General features: G+C 64.3%; 11 protein-coding genes. 5 read left to right on the top strand and 6 right to left on the bottom strand.

Going from position 1 to position 14,518, the window contains the following annotated elements; genetic code table 11:
• Window positions 1–65: 65 nt before the first annotated feature.
• Complete coding sequence (locus tag QXZ85_RS16445; RefSeq protein ID WP_315768652.1) at window positions 66–740, top strand: GntR family transcriptional regulator; 675 nt, start codon at window positions 66–68, stop codon at window positions 738–740.
• Between the two features lie 82 nt (window positions 741–822).
• On the opposite strand, the gene QXZ85_RS16440 is transcribed toward QXZ85_RS16445, so the two are convergent.
• The 3 genes from QXZ85_RS16440 to QXZ85_RS16430 all read right to left on the bottom strand — a co-directional run bounded on the left by QXZ85_RS16440 (window position 823) and on the right by QXZ85_RS16430 (window position 4,672).
• Entirely contained in the window at window positions 823–2,382 is a 1,560-nt protein-coding gene (locus QXZ85_RS16440; RefSeq protein ID WP_315706694.1) for a TadE/TadG family type IV pilus assembly protein, read from the bottom strand.
• A gap of 550 nt (window positions 2,383–2,932) precedes the next feature.
• Entirely contained in the window at window positions 2,933–3,442 is a 510-nt protein-coding gene (locus QXZ85_RS16435) for a Spy/CpxP family protein refolding chaperone (RefSeq protein ID WP_315727564.1), read from the bottom strand.
• 288 nt (window positions 3,443–3,730) lie between these two features.
• Entirely contained in the window at window positions 3,731–4,672 is a 942-nt protein-coding gene (locus QXZ85_RS16430; RefSeq protein ID WP_315706552.1) for a LysR family transcriptional regulator, read from the bottom strand.
• A 92-nt stretch (window positions 4,673–4,764) separates the two neighbouring features.
• On the opposite strand from QXZ85_RS16430, the gene QXZ85_RS16425 reads away from it, so the two are divergent.
• The 3 genes from QXZ85_RS16425 to QXZ85_RS16415 all read left to right on the top strand — a co-directional run bounded on the left by QXZ85_RS16425 (window position 4,765) and on the right by QXZ85_RS16415 (window position 7,791).
• Window positions 4,765–5,595, top strand: a complete 831-nt coding sequence (locus QXZ85_RS16425; protein ID WP_315727566.1) for a class I SAM-dependent methyltransferase — start codon at window positions 4,765–4,767, stop codon at window positions 5,593–5,595.
• A 12-nt stretch (window positions 5,596–5,607) separates the two neighbouring features.
• Entirely contained in the window at window positions 5,608–6,126 is a 519-nt protein-coding gene (locus tag QXZ85_RS16420; protein ID WP_315706554.1) for a hypothetical protein, read from the top strand.
• A 564-nt stretch (window positions 6,127–6,690) separates the two neighbouring features.
• Window positions 6,691–7,791 carry an IS4 family transposase gene (locus QXZ85_RS16415; protein ID WP_315701243.1) on the top strand — a complete coding sequence of 367 codons (1,101 nt, stop codon included), beginning with the start codon at window positions 6,691–6,693 and terminating at the stop codon, window positions 7,789–7,791.
• 450 nt (window positions 7,792–8,241) lie between these two features.
• On the opposite strand, the gene QXZ85_RS16410 is transcribed toward QXZ85_RS16415, so the two are convergent.
• The gene (locus QXZ85_RS16410) at window positions 8,242–11,034 is read right to left on the bottom strand and encodes a di-heme-cytochrome C peroxidase (protein ID WP_316174459.1); all 2,793 of its coding nucleotides are present in this window, start codon (window positions 11,032–11,034) and stop codon (window positions 8,242–8,244) included.
• 175 nt (window positions 11,035–11,209) lie between these two features.
• On the bottom strand, window positions 11,210–13,000 hold the full coding sequence (locus QXZ85_RS16405) for an adenylate/guanylate cyclase domain-containing protein (protein ID WP_315769658.1): 1,791 nt from the start codon (window positions 12,998–13,000) through the stop codon (window positions 11,210–11,212).
• Window positions 13,001–13,120: 120 nt separating this feature from the next.
• Here QXZ85_RS16405 and QXZ85_RS16400 point away from each other — a divergent pair, with 120 nt between their 5' ends.
• Complete coding sequence (locus QXZ85_RS16400) at window positions 13,121–13,759, top strand: LysE family translocator (protein ID WP_315769659.1); 639 nt, start codon at window positions 13,121–13,123, stop codon at window positions 13,757–13,759.
• A gap of 2 nt (window positions 13,760–13,761) precedes the next feature.
• On the opposite strand, the gene QXZ85_RS16395 is transcribed toward QXZ85_RS16400, so the two are convergent.
• A complete protein-coding gene (locus QXZ85_RS16395) occupies window positions 13,762–14,514 on the bottom strand; it encodes a sulfite exporter TauE/SafE family protein (RefSeq protein WP_315706559.1) in 753 nt (250 codons plus the stop codon).
• Between the last annotated feature and the right edge of the window lie 4 nt (window positions 14,515–14,518).

Below are 14,518 nucleotides of genomic sequence, written 5' to 3'. Positions count from 1 at the left end.
ATATTTTTCGAAGAAAATGAACTTTTGGTTTGATAGTCTGGCTCGGCCCGCAGCGAGAATCGCCCATGTCCGGAAGCGCCACCCAGACCGTCTATGAACAGCTTCGCGCCAGCCTGCTGACGGGCCTCTATCGGCCCGAGGAGAAGCTGAAGATCAGCGAGCTCGGCTCGGCTTTCTCGGTCAGCACCGGGGCGATCCGCGAGGCGCTCGCCCGGCTCACGGCGGAAGGGCTCGTCACCGCGATGCCGCAGCGCGGCTTTCGCGTCGCCCCGGTGTCGGTCGCCGATCTGCGCGATCTCACCGACATGCGCATCGAGATCGAAACCAAGTGCCTGCGCCGCGCCATCGCCAACGGTGATCTCTCCTGGGAAACGGCAATCGTCGCCGCGCACCATCGGCTGGCCGCCACGCCGATCGCGGCCGCGGACGGCAGCTTCTCGCCGGCCTGGATCGTGGCGCATGGCGAGTTTCACGCCGCGCTCGCTCAGGCCTGCGGCAGCGCCTGGATGATGCGGGTGCGCGATCTGCTGTTCGCCCACAATGAGCGTTATCTCGACCTCGCCCGCAAGACCGACCGGGGCAATCGCGATGCCGCACGCGAGCATCGCGAGCTGATGGAGGCCGCGCTGGCGCGCGATACCGAGCGCGCGGTCAGCGCGATGACGGAGCACATCGACAAGACCCGGCACACGATCGAAGCGGTGCTGCTGCAGGCGGCGGCGATGAACGCGGCGGGATGAGGGAACGGTCAGGCCGGATCGGCGGAGCGTTTCGTTCGCCGCAGCCTGAACCAGGGCGGATCCTCGCAAACCGTCCTCGCTGCTATTTCGTCAGATGGGCTTCGGCCACCGCGTGGTTGAACATCGCATTCAGCGCCGACGTGATGTCGGCCGGCGAGTTCGCCGTGTAGAAGAAGCCCGGCGACGCACAGGCCTGCAGGCTCGGTGGAATATACGGGATGTTGTTGTTGGCGTAGTCGTCCTCGTCGCCGGCGAACGATGCGTTGACCGGATTGATCGGCTGATAGGGAATGTACAGCACCGCAATGATGATGCCGCGGCTTTTCAGCGGGCTGCAGGAAGTGCTCGGATCGATCACGGTGGCATGGTTGCTGCCGGACCAGGAGCCGTTGGGGACGCCCTTCACCTGCGGGTCCTGCGCACCGTCGGTGACCAGGAACACATAGGGCAAGGTGTTGTTCGAGGCGCTGCCGTTGCCCACGCTGACGATCAGGTTGTTGACGCTGGACAAGGCCGTGTCGATATGCGTGCCGCCCGAGCCGAGATAGCTATTGGTGTTCGTGTCGAGAAGCGTCGCAAGGTTGGCCGCGGCATAGTTGATGGTCGACGAATCGGTCGTCGAGCCGTTGATGTTGCTGGTGAGCGGGAAGTAGGAATAGAGATAGCGGATGAAGGGATAGAGGCCGATCCTGAACTGGTTGCTGACCTTCTTGGTATTGTTCGCCGTCACGAACAGCTGGTTCACGGCATAGCCGACCGCGTCCAGCCGCAGCTGGATACACGCATCCGTGCCGTCGGTCGGGCAGTTCGCGACGGTCGGCAGGTTGTTGTAGAGCGAGTTCGGCAGGCCGGACACGATCCAGGACGGCAGTTGAACGCCCTTGGGGTAGTTGCGGTTGGTGGTCAGCAGGTTCTTGTATCCGCTCTGACTGACGCGCGAGATCGCATAGCCCAGGCAATAATTGTTGGTGGGATATCCTTGCGTGCCCGAATCGGTGCACGCGCTGTTCTGCGGTGAAAAATGGCAGGCGAGGGTGCATCCGGTGGGGTATTGCCTGTAGTTGTCCGGGCTGACCGCCTGCATCCGCTGAGCTTCCGCCGTTGTCGACGGCAGCCCCATCGATCCCGAGACGTCGAGCGTCAGATAGAAATCGAGATAGAGCGGCAACGTGGTCGAGGAAGACGACTTGCCGCTGACCGTCAGGTTCTGATAGCCGAGCACGACCAGGAAGGTGACCGGAACGTTGGCCGTGAATTGCACTTGCGACGTCAATGTGGAGCCGGTCTTGGTGACGGTGCTGGTTTCCGACACTATGGTGTAGCCGCTCGCCGTGGACGCATCGCCGTTGAAGATGTTGTTCGCCTCGGTGATGCCGGCCGCAACGGATCCGTCCGATGTCATCGACATCGCCGCGTTGTAGCCTGCCGAATTGACCGCGATCGAGGCGATGCTCGCGGCATCTGCCGCGGACTGGAGCTTCGTCTTGATGCGCATCGCCATCGAGTAGTCGGTCGCACAGCCGATCGCCGCGAGGATCGGCAACAGCGCCACTGCGAATGTGACCGCGATGTTGGCGTTGCTGTCCCGCGAAAAGCGGGCCAAGAGGGCGATCGCCCGGTTTGCTGTTCGGCTGACGCCCATCATGCCATGCCCTCCAAGATCCCGTTCTCGACGCGGTAGAGACCTTTGATCTCTTTGCTTGTTGGCGATGTTCGCGGCGAAGACGTCCTTGACCGTTTTCGTGCAGCGGGATCGCGTTCCCAGCGCGTGCAGACGGATCCAGGCGAGTTCGGCCAACCTGCGAAAGATCGCATCGGGCTGTTGCGATTGGGTTTACGTGAATGTCGACTCGCGCCGTCTTCGAATACCGCGCGGCGCAGACACCCCTGCAGCTCGGCCTGGGCGGGAGAGGGGAAGCGTGCTTGCGGATGCACGCGTGGCGTGCAGAGGCCGCGCGTGTTCTCACGCTGAGCTGCTCACGAACGGCGGCGCATTACGCTGCTACGGATCTTCCGTGATCGCGCAGTCGGACGTCGTTTGTGCGATGGGCCGCTGCGTCAAGTGTGGCCGATGCGGGCGCAACCTGTGCGTTTCGCCCGCTGGTCAGGTGGTGCGCTTTCCTTTGGCCGGTGTCGTGCCGCACGTTGGGACCGACTGCGCACGCCGTGACGCTGCGCGAGCGGCGATTCCACTAATCCTCGCTCCAGGGCCAGTGCCAGTGGTGCCATCCCCAATGGCGGGGTCCGCTGGCATCCAGCGTCGCCTTCTGCTTGTCGTCGAGTGAATCGTAAAAGGCCTGAAAGGCTGGCCGGACTATCTTGATGGCCTGCTGCATGGCATCGAGCCGCTGTTCGGCCAGGGCGAGGCGGTCGGTCGCTTTGGCCGGGAGCGCCGTCGGACAGTCCTTCGTGATGATGTCAGCTGCCTTGGCGGACGCCGCCTTCAATTCGTCGAGGCGTGCGCGCTGGGTGTCGTTCGGCTTGACGGCGGCCTCGATCGCGGAGATGCGCCACTCTGCAAACCCCGCCATGCGCGGGTGGCAGAAAAAGCCGAAGCCGCGTCCTCCCATCATTCCGGGGCCCATCATCATGCCGGGGCCCCAGCCTTGCGTCGCGCTTGGCCCGGGTTGGGCTGAGGCGGGCGAGGCGACGATCGCCAACACCAGAGTCGCTGCAAAGAATGTGGTTGCCTGCACGCGCATGGGGCTCTCCCTCAGGTGACGTCACGCAGTGTAAGAAGCCCGAAGCAATGCACTGTTGACGTAGGTCAACTTACGGCCACCCGACGGCTTTGGGCATGGTGGCCATCATGCGCGCAAAAAATATTCCGGTTTCATCTTCGAAAATCGATTAGGAGCGTCCCGCCTCCTTTGAGGGCGCGCGCGGGCCTGCCGCGAGACTGGCGAGCGCTCGCCACCGTCATTCTCAACGCCAAAAGGCCTGATCGCGGCATGCATTCCGGCTGCTACCTCCGACTGGCCAGCAGGTTATCAGGCGGTCCTGGTTCGGGACCGCCGCATCGCCGGCGAGTGGCTTTTCGCATGATCGACGAAGGCGCGGAGCTTCGGCATGATCTCGCGATGCGCCGGATAGTAGAGGAAGACCCCCGGCGCGGTTGGCGCGAACGGCGCCAGAACCTGTACGAGCTTTCCAGCGCGCAATGGCTCGGCGGCCACCGGCTCGGGAAGTTGCGCCAACCCCACGCCTTCGACGGCCGCGCCGAGCATGGTTGTAAAATCGTTGGCGATGAGCGGACCGCTGACCGCAATCTCGATGGAGCGGTCGCCATCGTTGAGCGTCCACGATCCGACTGCACCGTTGGAGCGCCGCAGCCTGATACAGCGGTGATGACGCAAATCGTCCGGGCGTTGGGGCCGCCGGTTGCCGCCGAAATAAGCCGGGCTGCCGACCATCACGAGGCGAAACGGCGGGGACAGCCGCACGGCGACCATGTCGGCCGCGATGAATTGCCCCAATCGGATACCGGCATCGAAACCCGCGGCCGCAAGGTCGACCAGCTCCTCGCCTGCGGCAATCTCGACTTCGATCTCCGGATAGGCCTTGCAGAAGGATGCGATCAGCGGCTGCAGGAGGACCGGCAGAACCGCGCGCGGCACCGAAAGCCGCAGCAGTCCGGTTGGCCGCCGTCCGAGGTCACGCGCGGTCTCGCTGGCGGCCACGAGTTCCTCGAAGGCCGGCTTCGCACGGGACAGGAAACGCGTGCCAGCCTCCGTCAGCCCGACACTGCGGGTCGTGCGAATGAAGAGGGCTGCGCCGAGACGTGTCTCGAGCGCTCTGATCGCCTGGCTGATCGCGGACGGCGTCACGCCAAGCTCCGCCGCCGCTCTGCGAAAGTTGCGGTGTTTCGCGACGCCGAGGAAGGCCTCGATGCCGTCGAGCGCACCCTGCCGGACTGTGAAGCTCTGCTTCATGGCCCATCGACATTATCGCGAATAGTTGTCCGGGGAAAGCGAGCGTATCTCATGAGCTGCAACCGGCATCCGTGCCGATCAGGAGGACCGCCATGAACGATGCGCTTGATGGTGTACGCAACCATTACCGGGCGACGGGTCTGACGGAGCGGCTGAAGGCGGCGCTCGCCGCGTTCGGCTCGGAGGATCAGCGTCTCGACCCGCGACAGCTCGCTGGTCTCGACCAGTTTCACAGCATCGGGCTTGCCGCGACCGACGAACTGGCCAAGCTGGCCGGAATCACCGCCGACACGTCGGTTCTGGACGTCGGCTCAGGCGTTGGCGGTCCGGCGCGCTTTGTCGCCGCGACCTGCGGCTGCAAGGTGACCGGCATCGACCTCAGCGTCCCGTTCGTGGAGGCCGCGCGCTATTTGACCGAGCGCACGAGGCAAAGCGGGCAGGTGTCATTCCAAGTCGCAAGCGCCCTGGAGCTGCCCTTCGGCGATGGCGCATTCGATGCCGTTCTCATGCAGCACGTCGCGATGAATATCGTGGAACGGGCACGGCTGTATCGCGAGATCCGGCGCGTGCTGAAGGCAGGCGGCAGGTTCGCGATCTTCGACGTCGTCTCGAACGGCGCCGAGCCGCACTATCCCGTACCCTGGGCACGGACCGCGGCGACGAGCTTTCTGCTGACCGCGGACGCAACGCGCGAGGCGATCGAATCGGCGGGCTTCCGAACGCTGGTCTGGCGCGACGATACCGAGGCGGCAAAAGCCTGGATCGCGCGACTGCGCGCCTCGGGGCCGCCACCGTCGCCCAATCTCGGCGTGGTGATGGGTCCGGATTTCGCAGAACTGTCCGCCAATCTCGGACGGAATCTGCTGGAAGGCCGGATCGTCATTCTGACCGCCGTGTTCGAAGCCGCGCCGGCGAGCGCCTGAGAGGAGGAGATCATGTCACCCGAGGCCATCTTCCGCACTCAGCTCGTCTTCGGCTATGTCGCGTGGCTGCTTTGCTTCGCCACCTATATCGGGCCGCGTCTCAGATCCATGGACCATGTCGAAGCCCAGCGTGCCATCGCGACGCTGCACAGCTTCCGCTTTTTCGGCCTGGTCTTTATCCTGCCCGGCTACGTCGGGCCCCATCTTTCGGCCGACTTCGCGACCTTCGCCGCGTACTGGGATTTCGTGACCGGGCTCCTTGCCACGCTGGCGCTGCTGGCCGTCAGGATGCGTCCCTTGTTCTGGCTGTTCGTCACAGCCTTCAACGTGGTGGGTATCATCGATCTCTTCGTCGACTACGCCCAGGCCGTCAGCGTCGACCTTCCATCGATGGCGGGCGAGTTGGGTGCCGCCTATGCGATCCCGGTCATCTACGTGCCTCTGCTCATGATCACGCATGTCGCCGCCTTCTATCTGCTGTTCCGGCAACTCAGGGCGACGCGGATCGCGGTCGGCGGTGCGTCCGCGTAGCGATGCGACCCTGATAGACACGCTGATCGTGCGTTCGAGTTCAGGCATGGCGGCGCTTCGCCGCGAGATGGGTGGTTTGCCCGCCAGGCGCGCTCTGCCAAACCCTGTCCAGTCCCCGCGCGAAAAATATTTCACTTTCGTTTTTTCAGAAGTCGTGCATTAATCAGCGCCGTCCCGCTTCCTTTCAGGAGGGCGTATCGCGATCGTCACGGACGTGGGTAGCGGGATGCGGTGGGCGTGTCGGGTTGCAGCGTGATCATTCATGCGGACGAACAATCCGATGCGCACGATCAAGCCGTGTGGTCCTGGTCTCCCGGTGCTGAGGCCAAGTTCGCGCTGACGTTTGCGCGGATGACAGGGGCAATAAAGCCGGTCCCTGGGGAGAGCGCGGAGTAAGTCGTAAAGCCATCGCGCAGGGAATGCCGGATGTTCGGCTTAACCTGTGGTGACTGCCGCCTGCTTTCTTTGTTGCAGGCGGGCCATGGGTGAGGCCTTCACCCGGCATTCCCCATAGGCGTTAAGTTTATGCTTGAGTGTTGGAATCCGCCGTGATTCGAACAGGGGATGGCAGACGAATCGCTCCTGAACGAGGACTGGACGAGAGTGGTTGCGCAGCTGGGCGGGGCTGCGCAGCTCGAGAAAACTGCGCGCCAGACGAAGGCCTTCGCGCGTCGGCGGCAGATTCCAGATGCGGTGACGTTACTTCGGCTGATGCTGGCCTATTGTTTGGGTGAAAGAGGGCTGAGATCGACAGCCGCATGGGCGGCTTCTGTTGGCCTTGCCGACCTCACCAGCGTGGCGTTGTTCTATCGGCTGCGTCAATGTGGTGATTGGTTTGCGGTGCTGGTGGAGGGCTTGCTCGCTGCGGCAGCTCCGAAGGCGAGCCAAGGCCGCCTGATCCGCATCATCGATGCGACGACAGTGCCTCAGGCGGGACCGGCTGCGCGCAAGAACAGTGAGCTTTGGCGCGTTCATAGCGCATTTGATCTGCCCTATGAGCGCTTTGGTCACTTCGAGCTGACAGATCAGCAAGAGGGCGAAACGTTTGACCGGATACCAGTGGTCAAGAACGAGATCCGCATTGCTGACCGCGCTTATCTGCAACCTGACCGCATTGCGGCCGTCCGCGAAGCCGGGGCCGACGTTTTGATCCGAGCGGGCTGGAAGAACGCACGTTGGCTTGACGCCAAAGGCCTTCCGTTCGATCTGATGGCCCAATTGCGTGCCGCGAAGGCGCGCGGACTGGTCGATCGGGAGATTTGGATCAAGCGCAAGGGCGGCGCGCCTCTGGCTATGCGTCTGGTCGCAATCAAGAAGCCCACCGGTGCGGCTGCTGCTTCTCGGCGTAAAGCCCGGCAAGACGCAAAAGATGAAAACCGCATCATCTCCAAAGAAACTTTGGAGGCTGCGGATTGGGTCATTCTGATCACGTCGCTCGCGCGGGACGAGTTCTCCACCAAAGATGTGCTTGCGCTCTATCGATTGCGATGGCGGATCGAGCTTGGGTTCAAGCGACTGAAGAGTCTGATTGGCCTCAAGACGCCGCCAGGAACCGATCCGCGCTCTGCCAAGCCCTACCTGCTGGCCCACCTCCTGATCATCCTGTTGCTCGAGCCGCTTGCCAGCGACTTCGAGGACTCTCCCCACTGGACGCAGGCCGCTTAACGACGCCTGGCGCTTGGCGGGTCCTGCAGCAGCTCGTTGCATCCTTGCTGCAAGCAATCATTCCACAACCAACCATCCGTTGCTTGCGCCGCAGAAAACGCGCGTTGGGGCGCCACCTTCGCGAGCCTCCTCGAAAACGCAAGTATCAATCGATGCTCGCGCTACCTTAACGCCTATGCGGCCTTCCCTGCGCCTCCGATTTGGTCGAAGGCGAAGTCGTCAGCAAAGCTCGGGCAACTCATGCCGCGAGAGCGCGGATGCATGGCTCAAGCTGTTTGACCGTTGAATAGCAATGAGCGGCGTTGCGTCATTGCAAGCGCGAGCGACCGGTCCGCCGAAGCCCCTGGAGCTGCGGCGGAAGCAATCCAGAATCCTGGCTGAGCTCTGGATTGTTTCGGCGGTGGCGCGCCTCGCAATGACGGGTGGCGGAGGAGCCGTGGCAGTGCGTTCCTACAGCGTCTTCAGATATTCGATCAGCTGCCAGCGCTCCGTGTCGCTGAAGCCGCGGCCGATCACGCCCGGGGGATAGTCGTGCGGATCGCGCTCGGGTCCTTCGAAGGAATGGCCCATCACGCTGTTGCCCTTGATCGGCCCCTTGCTGTCGGATGCCATGAAGCGGGTCTGGCCGGTCTTGCAGGAGGCCTCGCCGCCGGCAGGCACGGCAAAGCCGACCGTGATCGGATCATAGTCGCGCGCGCCCTGGCAGAACGAGGTGGGCCGGTCCGCGGCCGGGCTCAGCAGCCAGTAGAGCGAAGGCACCGAGCCGTTGTGCAGATAGGGCGCGGTGGCCCAGACGCCGTTCAGCGGCCGGGCGCGATAGATCGGCTTTGGCGCCGGGTTGGGGCAGTTCTTGCGCTTGCCCCACACCTGGCTCCGATCGACGACCGGATGCTCGTCGAACCATTTGTCGCTGGCGCGCTGCACGACGTCCATCAGCGCCAGCGCGTAAGGCATGTCGGTGGTCGATGTGCTCGGCGGCAGGCCGCAGCCCTTCAGGTCCTTGGCCGGATCGAGACCGAAGAAGCCGGGCACCTTGACCATTCGCGTCCGCAGGATGCTGGACTGGCCAGGGTCGGTCCTCATGTCGGCGACCGGCTTCTCCACCAGATTCACGGCGTCGCCGGACTTGTTCCAAGGACCGCCGTCGCGTCGCCAGAAGCTGAGCGCCTTGGTGTCTTCGTCGGTGTCGAAGCTCTGATCGTCGACCGGGCCCAGATGGCACTCGACGCAGATCTTGCCATAGAGCTTGCGGCCGGCATCGACCTTGGCCAGATCGATGGTCCACGCCTTGTCGCCGGGAAACAGCTTGTCCGGCCATTTCGGCGAGGTCAGGCCGCCGAAGCGCGGCGGGTCGGCCGCGAACGGATCCGGGCCGTGCAGCATGTTCTCGATGTACACGAGATTCTCGATTGCGATCGAGGAGCGGAACAGCCGATTCGCCGGCCGATCGGGCGAGAAGTTCACGGCGGCAAACACGCCGAGCGCCTCGCCGGCGTTGCGGATCAAAGGCTGAGAGATCGAGGCGTCATATTGCGCCCAGGAGAACCACGGCACGGTCCAGATCGGCGGATAGCTGACGGGAGCAGCGATGGCCTCTTGATTGTCGAGGTAGCCGGGCAGGCCGCCGACCGCCATGTCGAGATAGAACACCTGGTTGCCGATGCGGTTCAGCGCATCGAGCCGGCCGAAACCTTCCTGGGTTTCGCTCTGGCCCTTGGCCTCGATCGCTTTCTGATAGTTCTTGGCCTGCATGGTCAGCGCGAAATCGGTCGCGGCCTTCAGCCCTTTCTTCAGGGCCGTGCGCTCCGACTCGCTCGCGCCGGCGCCGAGCACCTGCTCGGCAAAGCGCGAGAAGCGCGTGGGGACCCATTGCGTGAGCATCATTGCAAAGCCCATGGCCTTTTCGAGCTTGCGCAAGTCCACCATCGCCGGGCCGCCATCGAAGCGGATGCTGGTGCCCTTGTAGCGGATGCTGCCGGTATGGCAGGCCGCGCAGGTGAGGCCGATCTTGTCGGGCTCGGCCGCGCCGGTTGCGGGATCGACCGCGCCGCTCAGCCGCGCGAAGCCGACCGGCAGGCCGTCGTTGTTGGCGGCCGGGGTCGGCGCGAGGCCCGGCAGCGGCGCCGGCGCAGGGCTCGCATTGGCATCCGCGGCTGCATCGAAGCCATAGGCTTTGAGGCCGGCGGAATCGCCATCGGTGCTCTTGGGACTCGGGATGAAGCCGAAACGTTCGAGATAGCTGCTGTCGGAAATCCGGCCGGGCGTACCGAATGGCGACAGATAAGGCTGCTCCAGCGCCATGAACCATTTGTAGGGCACCGGGAAGGTCGCCGTGCCCTGGGTTGCGTGGTGAAACCACTGGCGGTCCTTGACTGTCCAGCCCTGATTCAGCCAATGCGCCGTCTTCGGCGCCTCATAGGCCGGCAGCGCCGGTGGGACCATTTCCGCAATCGACTTTGGCAGGATGCTGCTCAGGGTCTCATCGGTCTGGTCGGGGAAGGCGATCCACGCGACGCCGAGCAGAACAACCAGCGCGACCGCGAAGCCGATCGTCGCCCGGCCGAGGCGCCACAGCAGGCCCGCGGGCCTCGGCTTGGTCAAGAGCCGTGTCACGATCCGCTCGGGCAGGCGGCGGTCGACGAACAAGGTGCGCACCTCGGCGACGCTGAGATAGCGATTGTCGCCTTCGCCCTTGCCCATCACGCGCAGCAGCACCGGCCATTCGCCTCGCATCAGCAAGGGGAAGTACCAGCGCGCATCGGCTCCGTCCCGATCGATGTTGGAGCGCATGTAGGTCTTGATCCGCGCCGCGTTCAGCCCGCGCTCGGTGCCGCCGCAAGGGTTGGGATAGTCGCTGCCGAAACAGGCGAGGCGGTCGATCTCGCCTTCGTGCACATGGGCCTCGGCATCGAGGATGCGCGAGCCGCCGCCGTGCTTGTCCAGCGGGCCGTTGCGAAGCTGGTCCAGATTCACGCCCGACCACAGGCTGTGGATCAGCCGCAGCGGGCCGAACCCGTTGGCGATCAGTGCCACACCAAAGGTCTGCGGCCAGACCATCCGCCGCCGCAAGCCGGTCTCGCCGCTCGCGGCCTGGATCGTGCTGCTGATCTTCGGCAGCGCAACGGTGTGCCTATCGACGAAGCCGCCGGCCACGAGTGCGCGCAGGAACGGGCAGGGATTGTTGGCCGACACCGGAATCTGCTCAGGCAGCGCGTTGCTGCCGGGGGCGGGGTCTGGGGGCATGCAATCGCATCCTTGGGAAGAAACCGGTGATGAAAGGAGTAGCGCGGACCAAGGCGGCCGGACGTGAGCCAGCCCACATCTACGCGAGGATTTTCACGAGAGTCTGCGGATGATGGCGTATTCGGATTTGGTGTCAACCAGAAGTCGCGGGGCGTCCACTGCCGGACGTCTGCTCTCATCCACGCGCGCGGGGCGCGACCGTCTCCACCAATGTGAGCTTCGACGAGGGCATGCGCGCCTTCACCAGACCGTCACGGTAATGCGCGATGTCATCCGAACTTTTCCAACGGTTGCTCAACAACCGCTCCACCGTGAGCCACGGATAGAGCTCGAGCATCGCGGCGACGACCTCCTTGGCTTCGGCGCATCGCCCAAGTTGCGCGAGGCTGGCGGCCCGGATCGAGAGGCCCTGCAGATGGTCGGGGTTCTCGTAGTAGGCCTCCCGCGCCCAGGACAGCGCCGCATCATAGTGCCCGAGCAGATAATGGCTGAACGCGCTCAGCACGTTCCACTGATAGCGAGGGTCGCTGTTGCCGCGTTGCGCTGCGATCGAGAACAGCTCCACAGCCTGCCGGTGCTCGCCGCGAACCATGTGACACACGCCGAGCACGCCACGGGCGCCCATGTCGTAAGGGTTGAGCTCGAGCGCTTTCCGCGCCGCGGCCATGCCCGCGTCCGGCTGCCCCTCCATCGCGTTGACGTAGGCGAGCAGCGAATAGGCGAAGGAGGAGCGGGGGGCGAGCCGCACGCTGGTTTCGGCCAGCCGCATCGCCTCATCCCACAATTGGTGGGTGCTCCTGATCCAGCCGAAATGGATGCCCTGCAGCAGGATGGTGCCGAGATAGGTGTGGGCGATCGCAAGCGCCGGATCGAGCGCGATCGCCTCGCGGAACAGCGCGATCGACCGCTCATAATCCGCTTTGGTCGGCTGATAATAGTGCGACAGCCCACGCAGGAAGCGGTCCCAAGCGGTGAGATCGGTGTTGAGCGACCGGGTCGGGACCGAGGCCTCGGCGCGGTAGATCTCGGGGATCAGCGCCGCGCACAGATTGCTGGTGATGTCGTCCTGCACGGCGAACACGTCGCCGATATCCCGGTCATAGCGCCCGGCCCAGAGTTGTTCGCCGCTCTCCGGCGCCACCAGCTCGGCCGTGACCCGGATCTTGGCGCCGGCGCGCCGCACCGAGCCTTGGATCAGGTAGGTGGCGTCGATCTCGCGCGCGATCAGGCGGGCGCTCAGGTCTGCGGTCTTGAAAACGAAGGTCGAATTCCGGCTCAGCACGCGGAAGAACGACTGCAGCGAGAGCGCATGAATGAGGTCCTCGGCCAGCCCGTCGGAGAAATAATCGTCGGTTGCATCGCTCAGGTTGACGAAAGGGAGAACGCCGACGATCGCGGTCCGGTATTGTGGGGGCAGGACCGAAGCGGTGCGCGGCTCGCGGATCTTATCCGGTCCGCCGGGCTCCCAGGTCCAGACATTGATGGTGTCTTCGATGTTCTTGAAGCGGAAATTGCCGGCGTCGGCGAAGCTGACCGCGACGTGCCGGCTCGCCTCCTGATAGGCTTTGGCGGAAATCGCAACGCCGCCGGGGTTGGCTGCCGCTTCCAACCGCACCGCAAGGTTGACGCCGTCGCCGAACACCTCATCCTCATCGGCAATGACATCGCCCATGTGGACGCCGAGGCGGAACCGCATGGTGCGTTCCGCCGGCAGATGCGCATTGCGTTCGGCCATCAGGGTCTGCATCGCGACCGACGCCTCGACGGCGCCGACCACGCTCGGGAATTCGAGCAGAAAGCCATCGCCGGTCTTCTTGATGATCCGGCCGCCATGATTGAGGATGATGGGATGGATCGCGCCGCGATGGGCCTTGAACGCGGCATGCGTGCCGGCTTCGTCGGCTCCCATCATCCGCGAGTAGCCGGCTACGTCGGCGCAAACAATGGCAGCCAGCCGTCTTTCCATCGCACTCCCGCTCCTGCGTTCCCGATACCATGGCTGCAGCTGTTGAATCCAATGCTTTTGCAACTGATAATTCGTCTAGGTGAACGCTCGTCGGTTCGGTCACTTTGAAAGGAGCCATCCATGTTGGGGATTCACGATTTCGGGCTGTTCATCCTGTCGGGCTTATTGCTCAACGTTACGCCGGGGCCGGACACGGCCTATATCGTTGGCCGCAGCGTGCAGATGGGCTGGCGGGGTGGTGCCGCCGCTGCGGTCGGCATCAGCGCCGGGTGCTTGGTCCATGTGTTTGCCGCGGCGGTTGGGCTCTCGGCGCTGCTCGCGGCGTCGGCGACCGCGTTTTTTGCCGTGAAATGGCTCGGCGCGGCCTATCTGGCCTATGTTGGTATCAAGATGCTGCTCACGCGGCAGCATTCATCTGCCCAGGGCACGAGCTTCGTCAGCACGGCACTTCCGCTTCGGAGCGTGTTCCTGCAGGGTGCGCTGACCAACGTGCTGAACCCCAAGGTGGCGCTGTTCTTCCTCGCCTTCCTCCCGCAATTCGTCGCAGGCGACGCGCCGCAGAAGGCCTTGGCCTTTCTGCTGCTCGGCGGAATTTTTATTTTCAACGGCACGATCTGGTGCCTCGGCGTCGCCGCGGTCGCGGCGAGGACGGCCAAGCGCGTCCAGCGCTCTTCGCAGGTGATGGCGTGGCTCAACCGGGCGATCGGCGGTCTGTTCGTCTATTTGGGCGTCCGGATCGCGCTGCTGGAGGCGCGATAGATCTACCAATAGAGTTCCAGGACGGCGCTGCCGACGAGATAAAGGCCGAGCAGGATCATCGCGATCAGGAAGACGCGGCGGAAGGTTTCGGCCGGCATTTTCGAGCGCACGCTCTGGCCGATGAACATGCCGAGGAAAGCGCACGCCATTGCTACCGCGCCCGGGAGCGCGGTGGCGGTCGAGAGCAGGCCGGAGCTCGTGAGGTTGAAGGCCAGCGTAATGGTGGCCACGGTGAAGAACACGCCGAGCGCCTGCACCAGCTCGTCCTTCTGCAGCCCGATCGCCTGCATGTAGGGGACGGATGGAACCACCTGCACGCCGGTCGCGGCCGAGATCAGGCCGGTGATCAGGCCGACGATGCCGCCGACCCATTTCTCGTGGCGCGGTGCCACGCTGAAGGCGAGCTTCGACAGGCCGAGCAGCGCGTAGACGACGAGCAGGAGCCCAAGCGCGATGTTGCCGTAATGGGTCGAGCCGTGACTCAGCGCCGACGCGTTCAGGCAGATGCCGATCGCGGTGCCGAGCATCAATGGCCACAGCCGTCGGGCGATGTCTCGCAAATAGGGGCCGACGAAGGTCTGCCAGATGTTGGTGATCACGGCCGGCACGATGACGATGGCGAGGGCGCGGCCCGGCGGCATCGCCACCGCCAGCAGTCCGACCGAGACGGTCGGCAAGCCCAGCCCGAGCGCGCCCTTGATGAAGCCGGCGAGCGTGAGCGCGAACGCGATGAAGATCAGGATGGGGTCGATCATGGCC

The sequence above is a fragment of the Bradyrhizobium sp. SZCCHNGR1005 genome (genome assembly GCF_032489995.1).
In the GTDB taxonomy this organism is placed as follows: domain Bacteria; phylum Pseudomonadota; class Alphaproteobacteria; order Rhizobiales; family Xanthobacteraceae; genus Bradyrhizobium.
The sequence above is the reverse complement of the archived record's forward strand: the minus strand, read 5'-3'. Positions and strand labels throughout refer to the sequence as shown.

Coding starts and splice junctions, on each gene's coding strand:
- QXZ85_RS16410 (WP_316174459.1), bottom strand. CDS start 11,034: ATGCCCCCAGACCCCGCCCCCGGCAGCAACGCGCTGCCTGAGCAGATT.
- QXZ85_RS16400 (WP_315769659.1), top strand. CDS start 13,121: ATGTTGGGGATTCACGATTTCGGGCTGTTCATCCTGTCGGGCTTATTG.
- QXZ85_RS16395 (WP_315706559.1), bottom strand. CDS start 14,514: ATGATCGACCCCATCCTGATCTTCATCGCGTTCGCGCTCACGCTCGCC.
- QXZ85_RS16415 (WP_315701243.1), top strand. CDS start 6,691: ATGGCAGACGAATCGCTCCTGAACGAGGACTGGACGAGAGTGGTTGCG.
- QXZ85_RS16420 (WP_315706554.1), top strand. CDS start 5,608: ATGTCACCCGAGGCCATCTTCCGCACTCAGCTCGTCTTCGGCTATGTC.
- QXZ85_RS16405 (WP_315769658.1), bottom strand. CDS start 13,000: ATGGAAAGACGGCTGGCTGCCATTGTTTGCGCCGACGTAGCCGGCTAC.
- QXZ85_RS16445 (WP_315768652.1), top strand. CDS start 66: ATGTCCGGAAGCGCCACCCAGACCGTCTATGAACAGCTTCGCGCCAGC.
- QXZ85_RS16425 (WP_315727566.1), top strand. CDS start 4,765: ATGAACGATGCGCTTGATGGTGTACGCAACCATTACCGGGCGACGGGT.
- QXZ85_RS16440 (WP_315706694.1), bottom strand. CDS start 2,382: ATGGGCGTCAGCCGAACAGCAAACCGGGCGATCGCCCTCTTGGCCCGC.
- QXZ85_RS16430 (WP_315706552.1), bottom strand. CDS start 4,672: ATGAAGCAGAGCTTCACAGTCCGGCAGGGTGCGCTCGACGGCATCGAG.
- QXZ85_RS16435 (WP_315727564.1), bottom strand. CDS start 3,442: ATGCGCGTGCAGGCAACCACATTCTTTGCAGCGACTCTGGTGTTGGCG.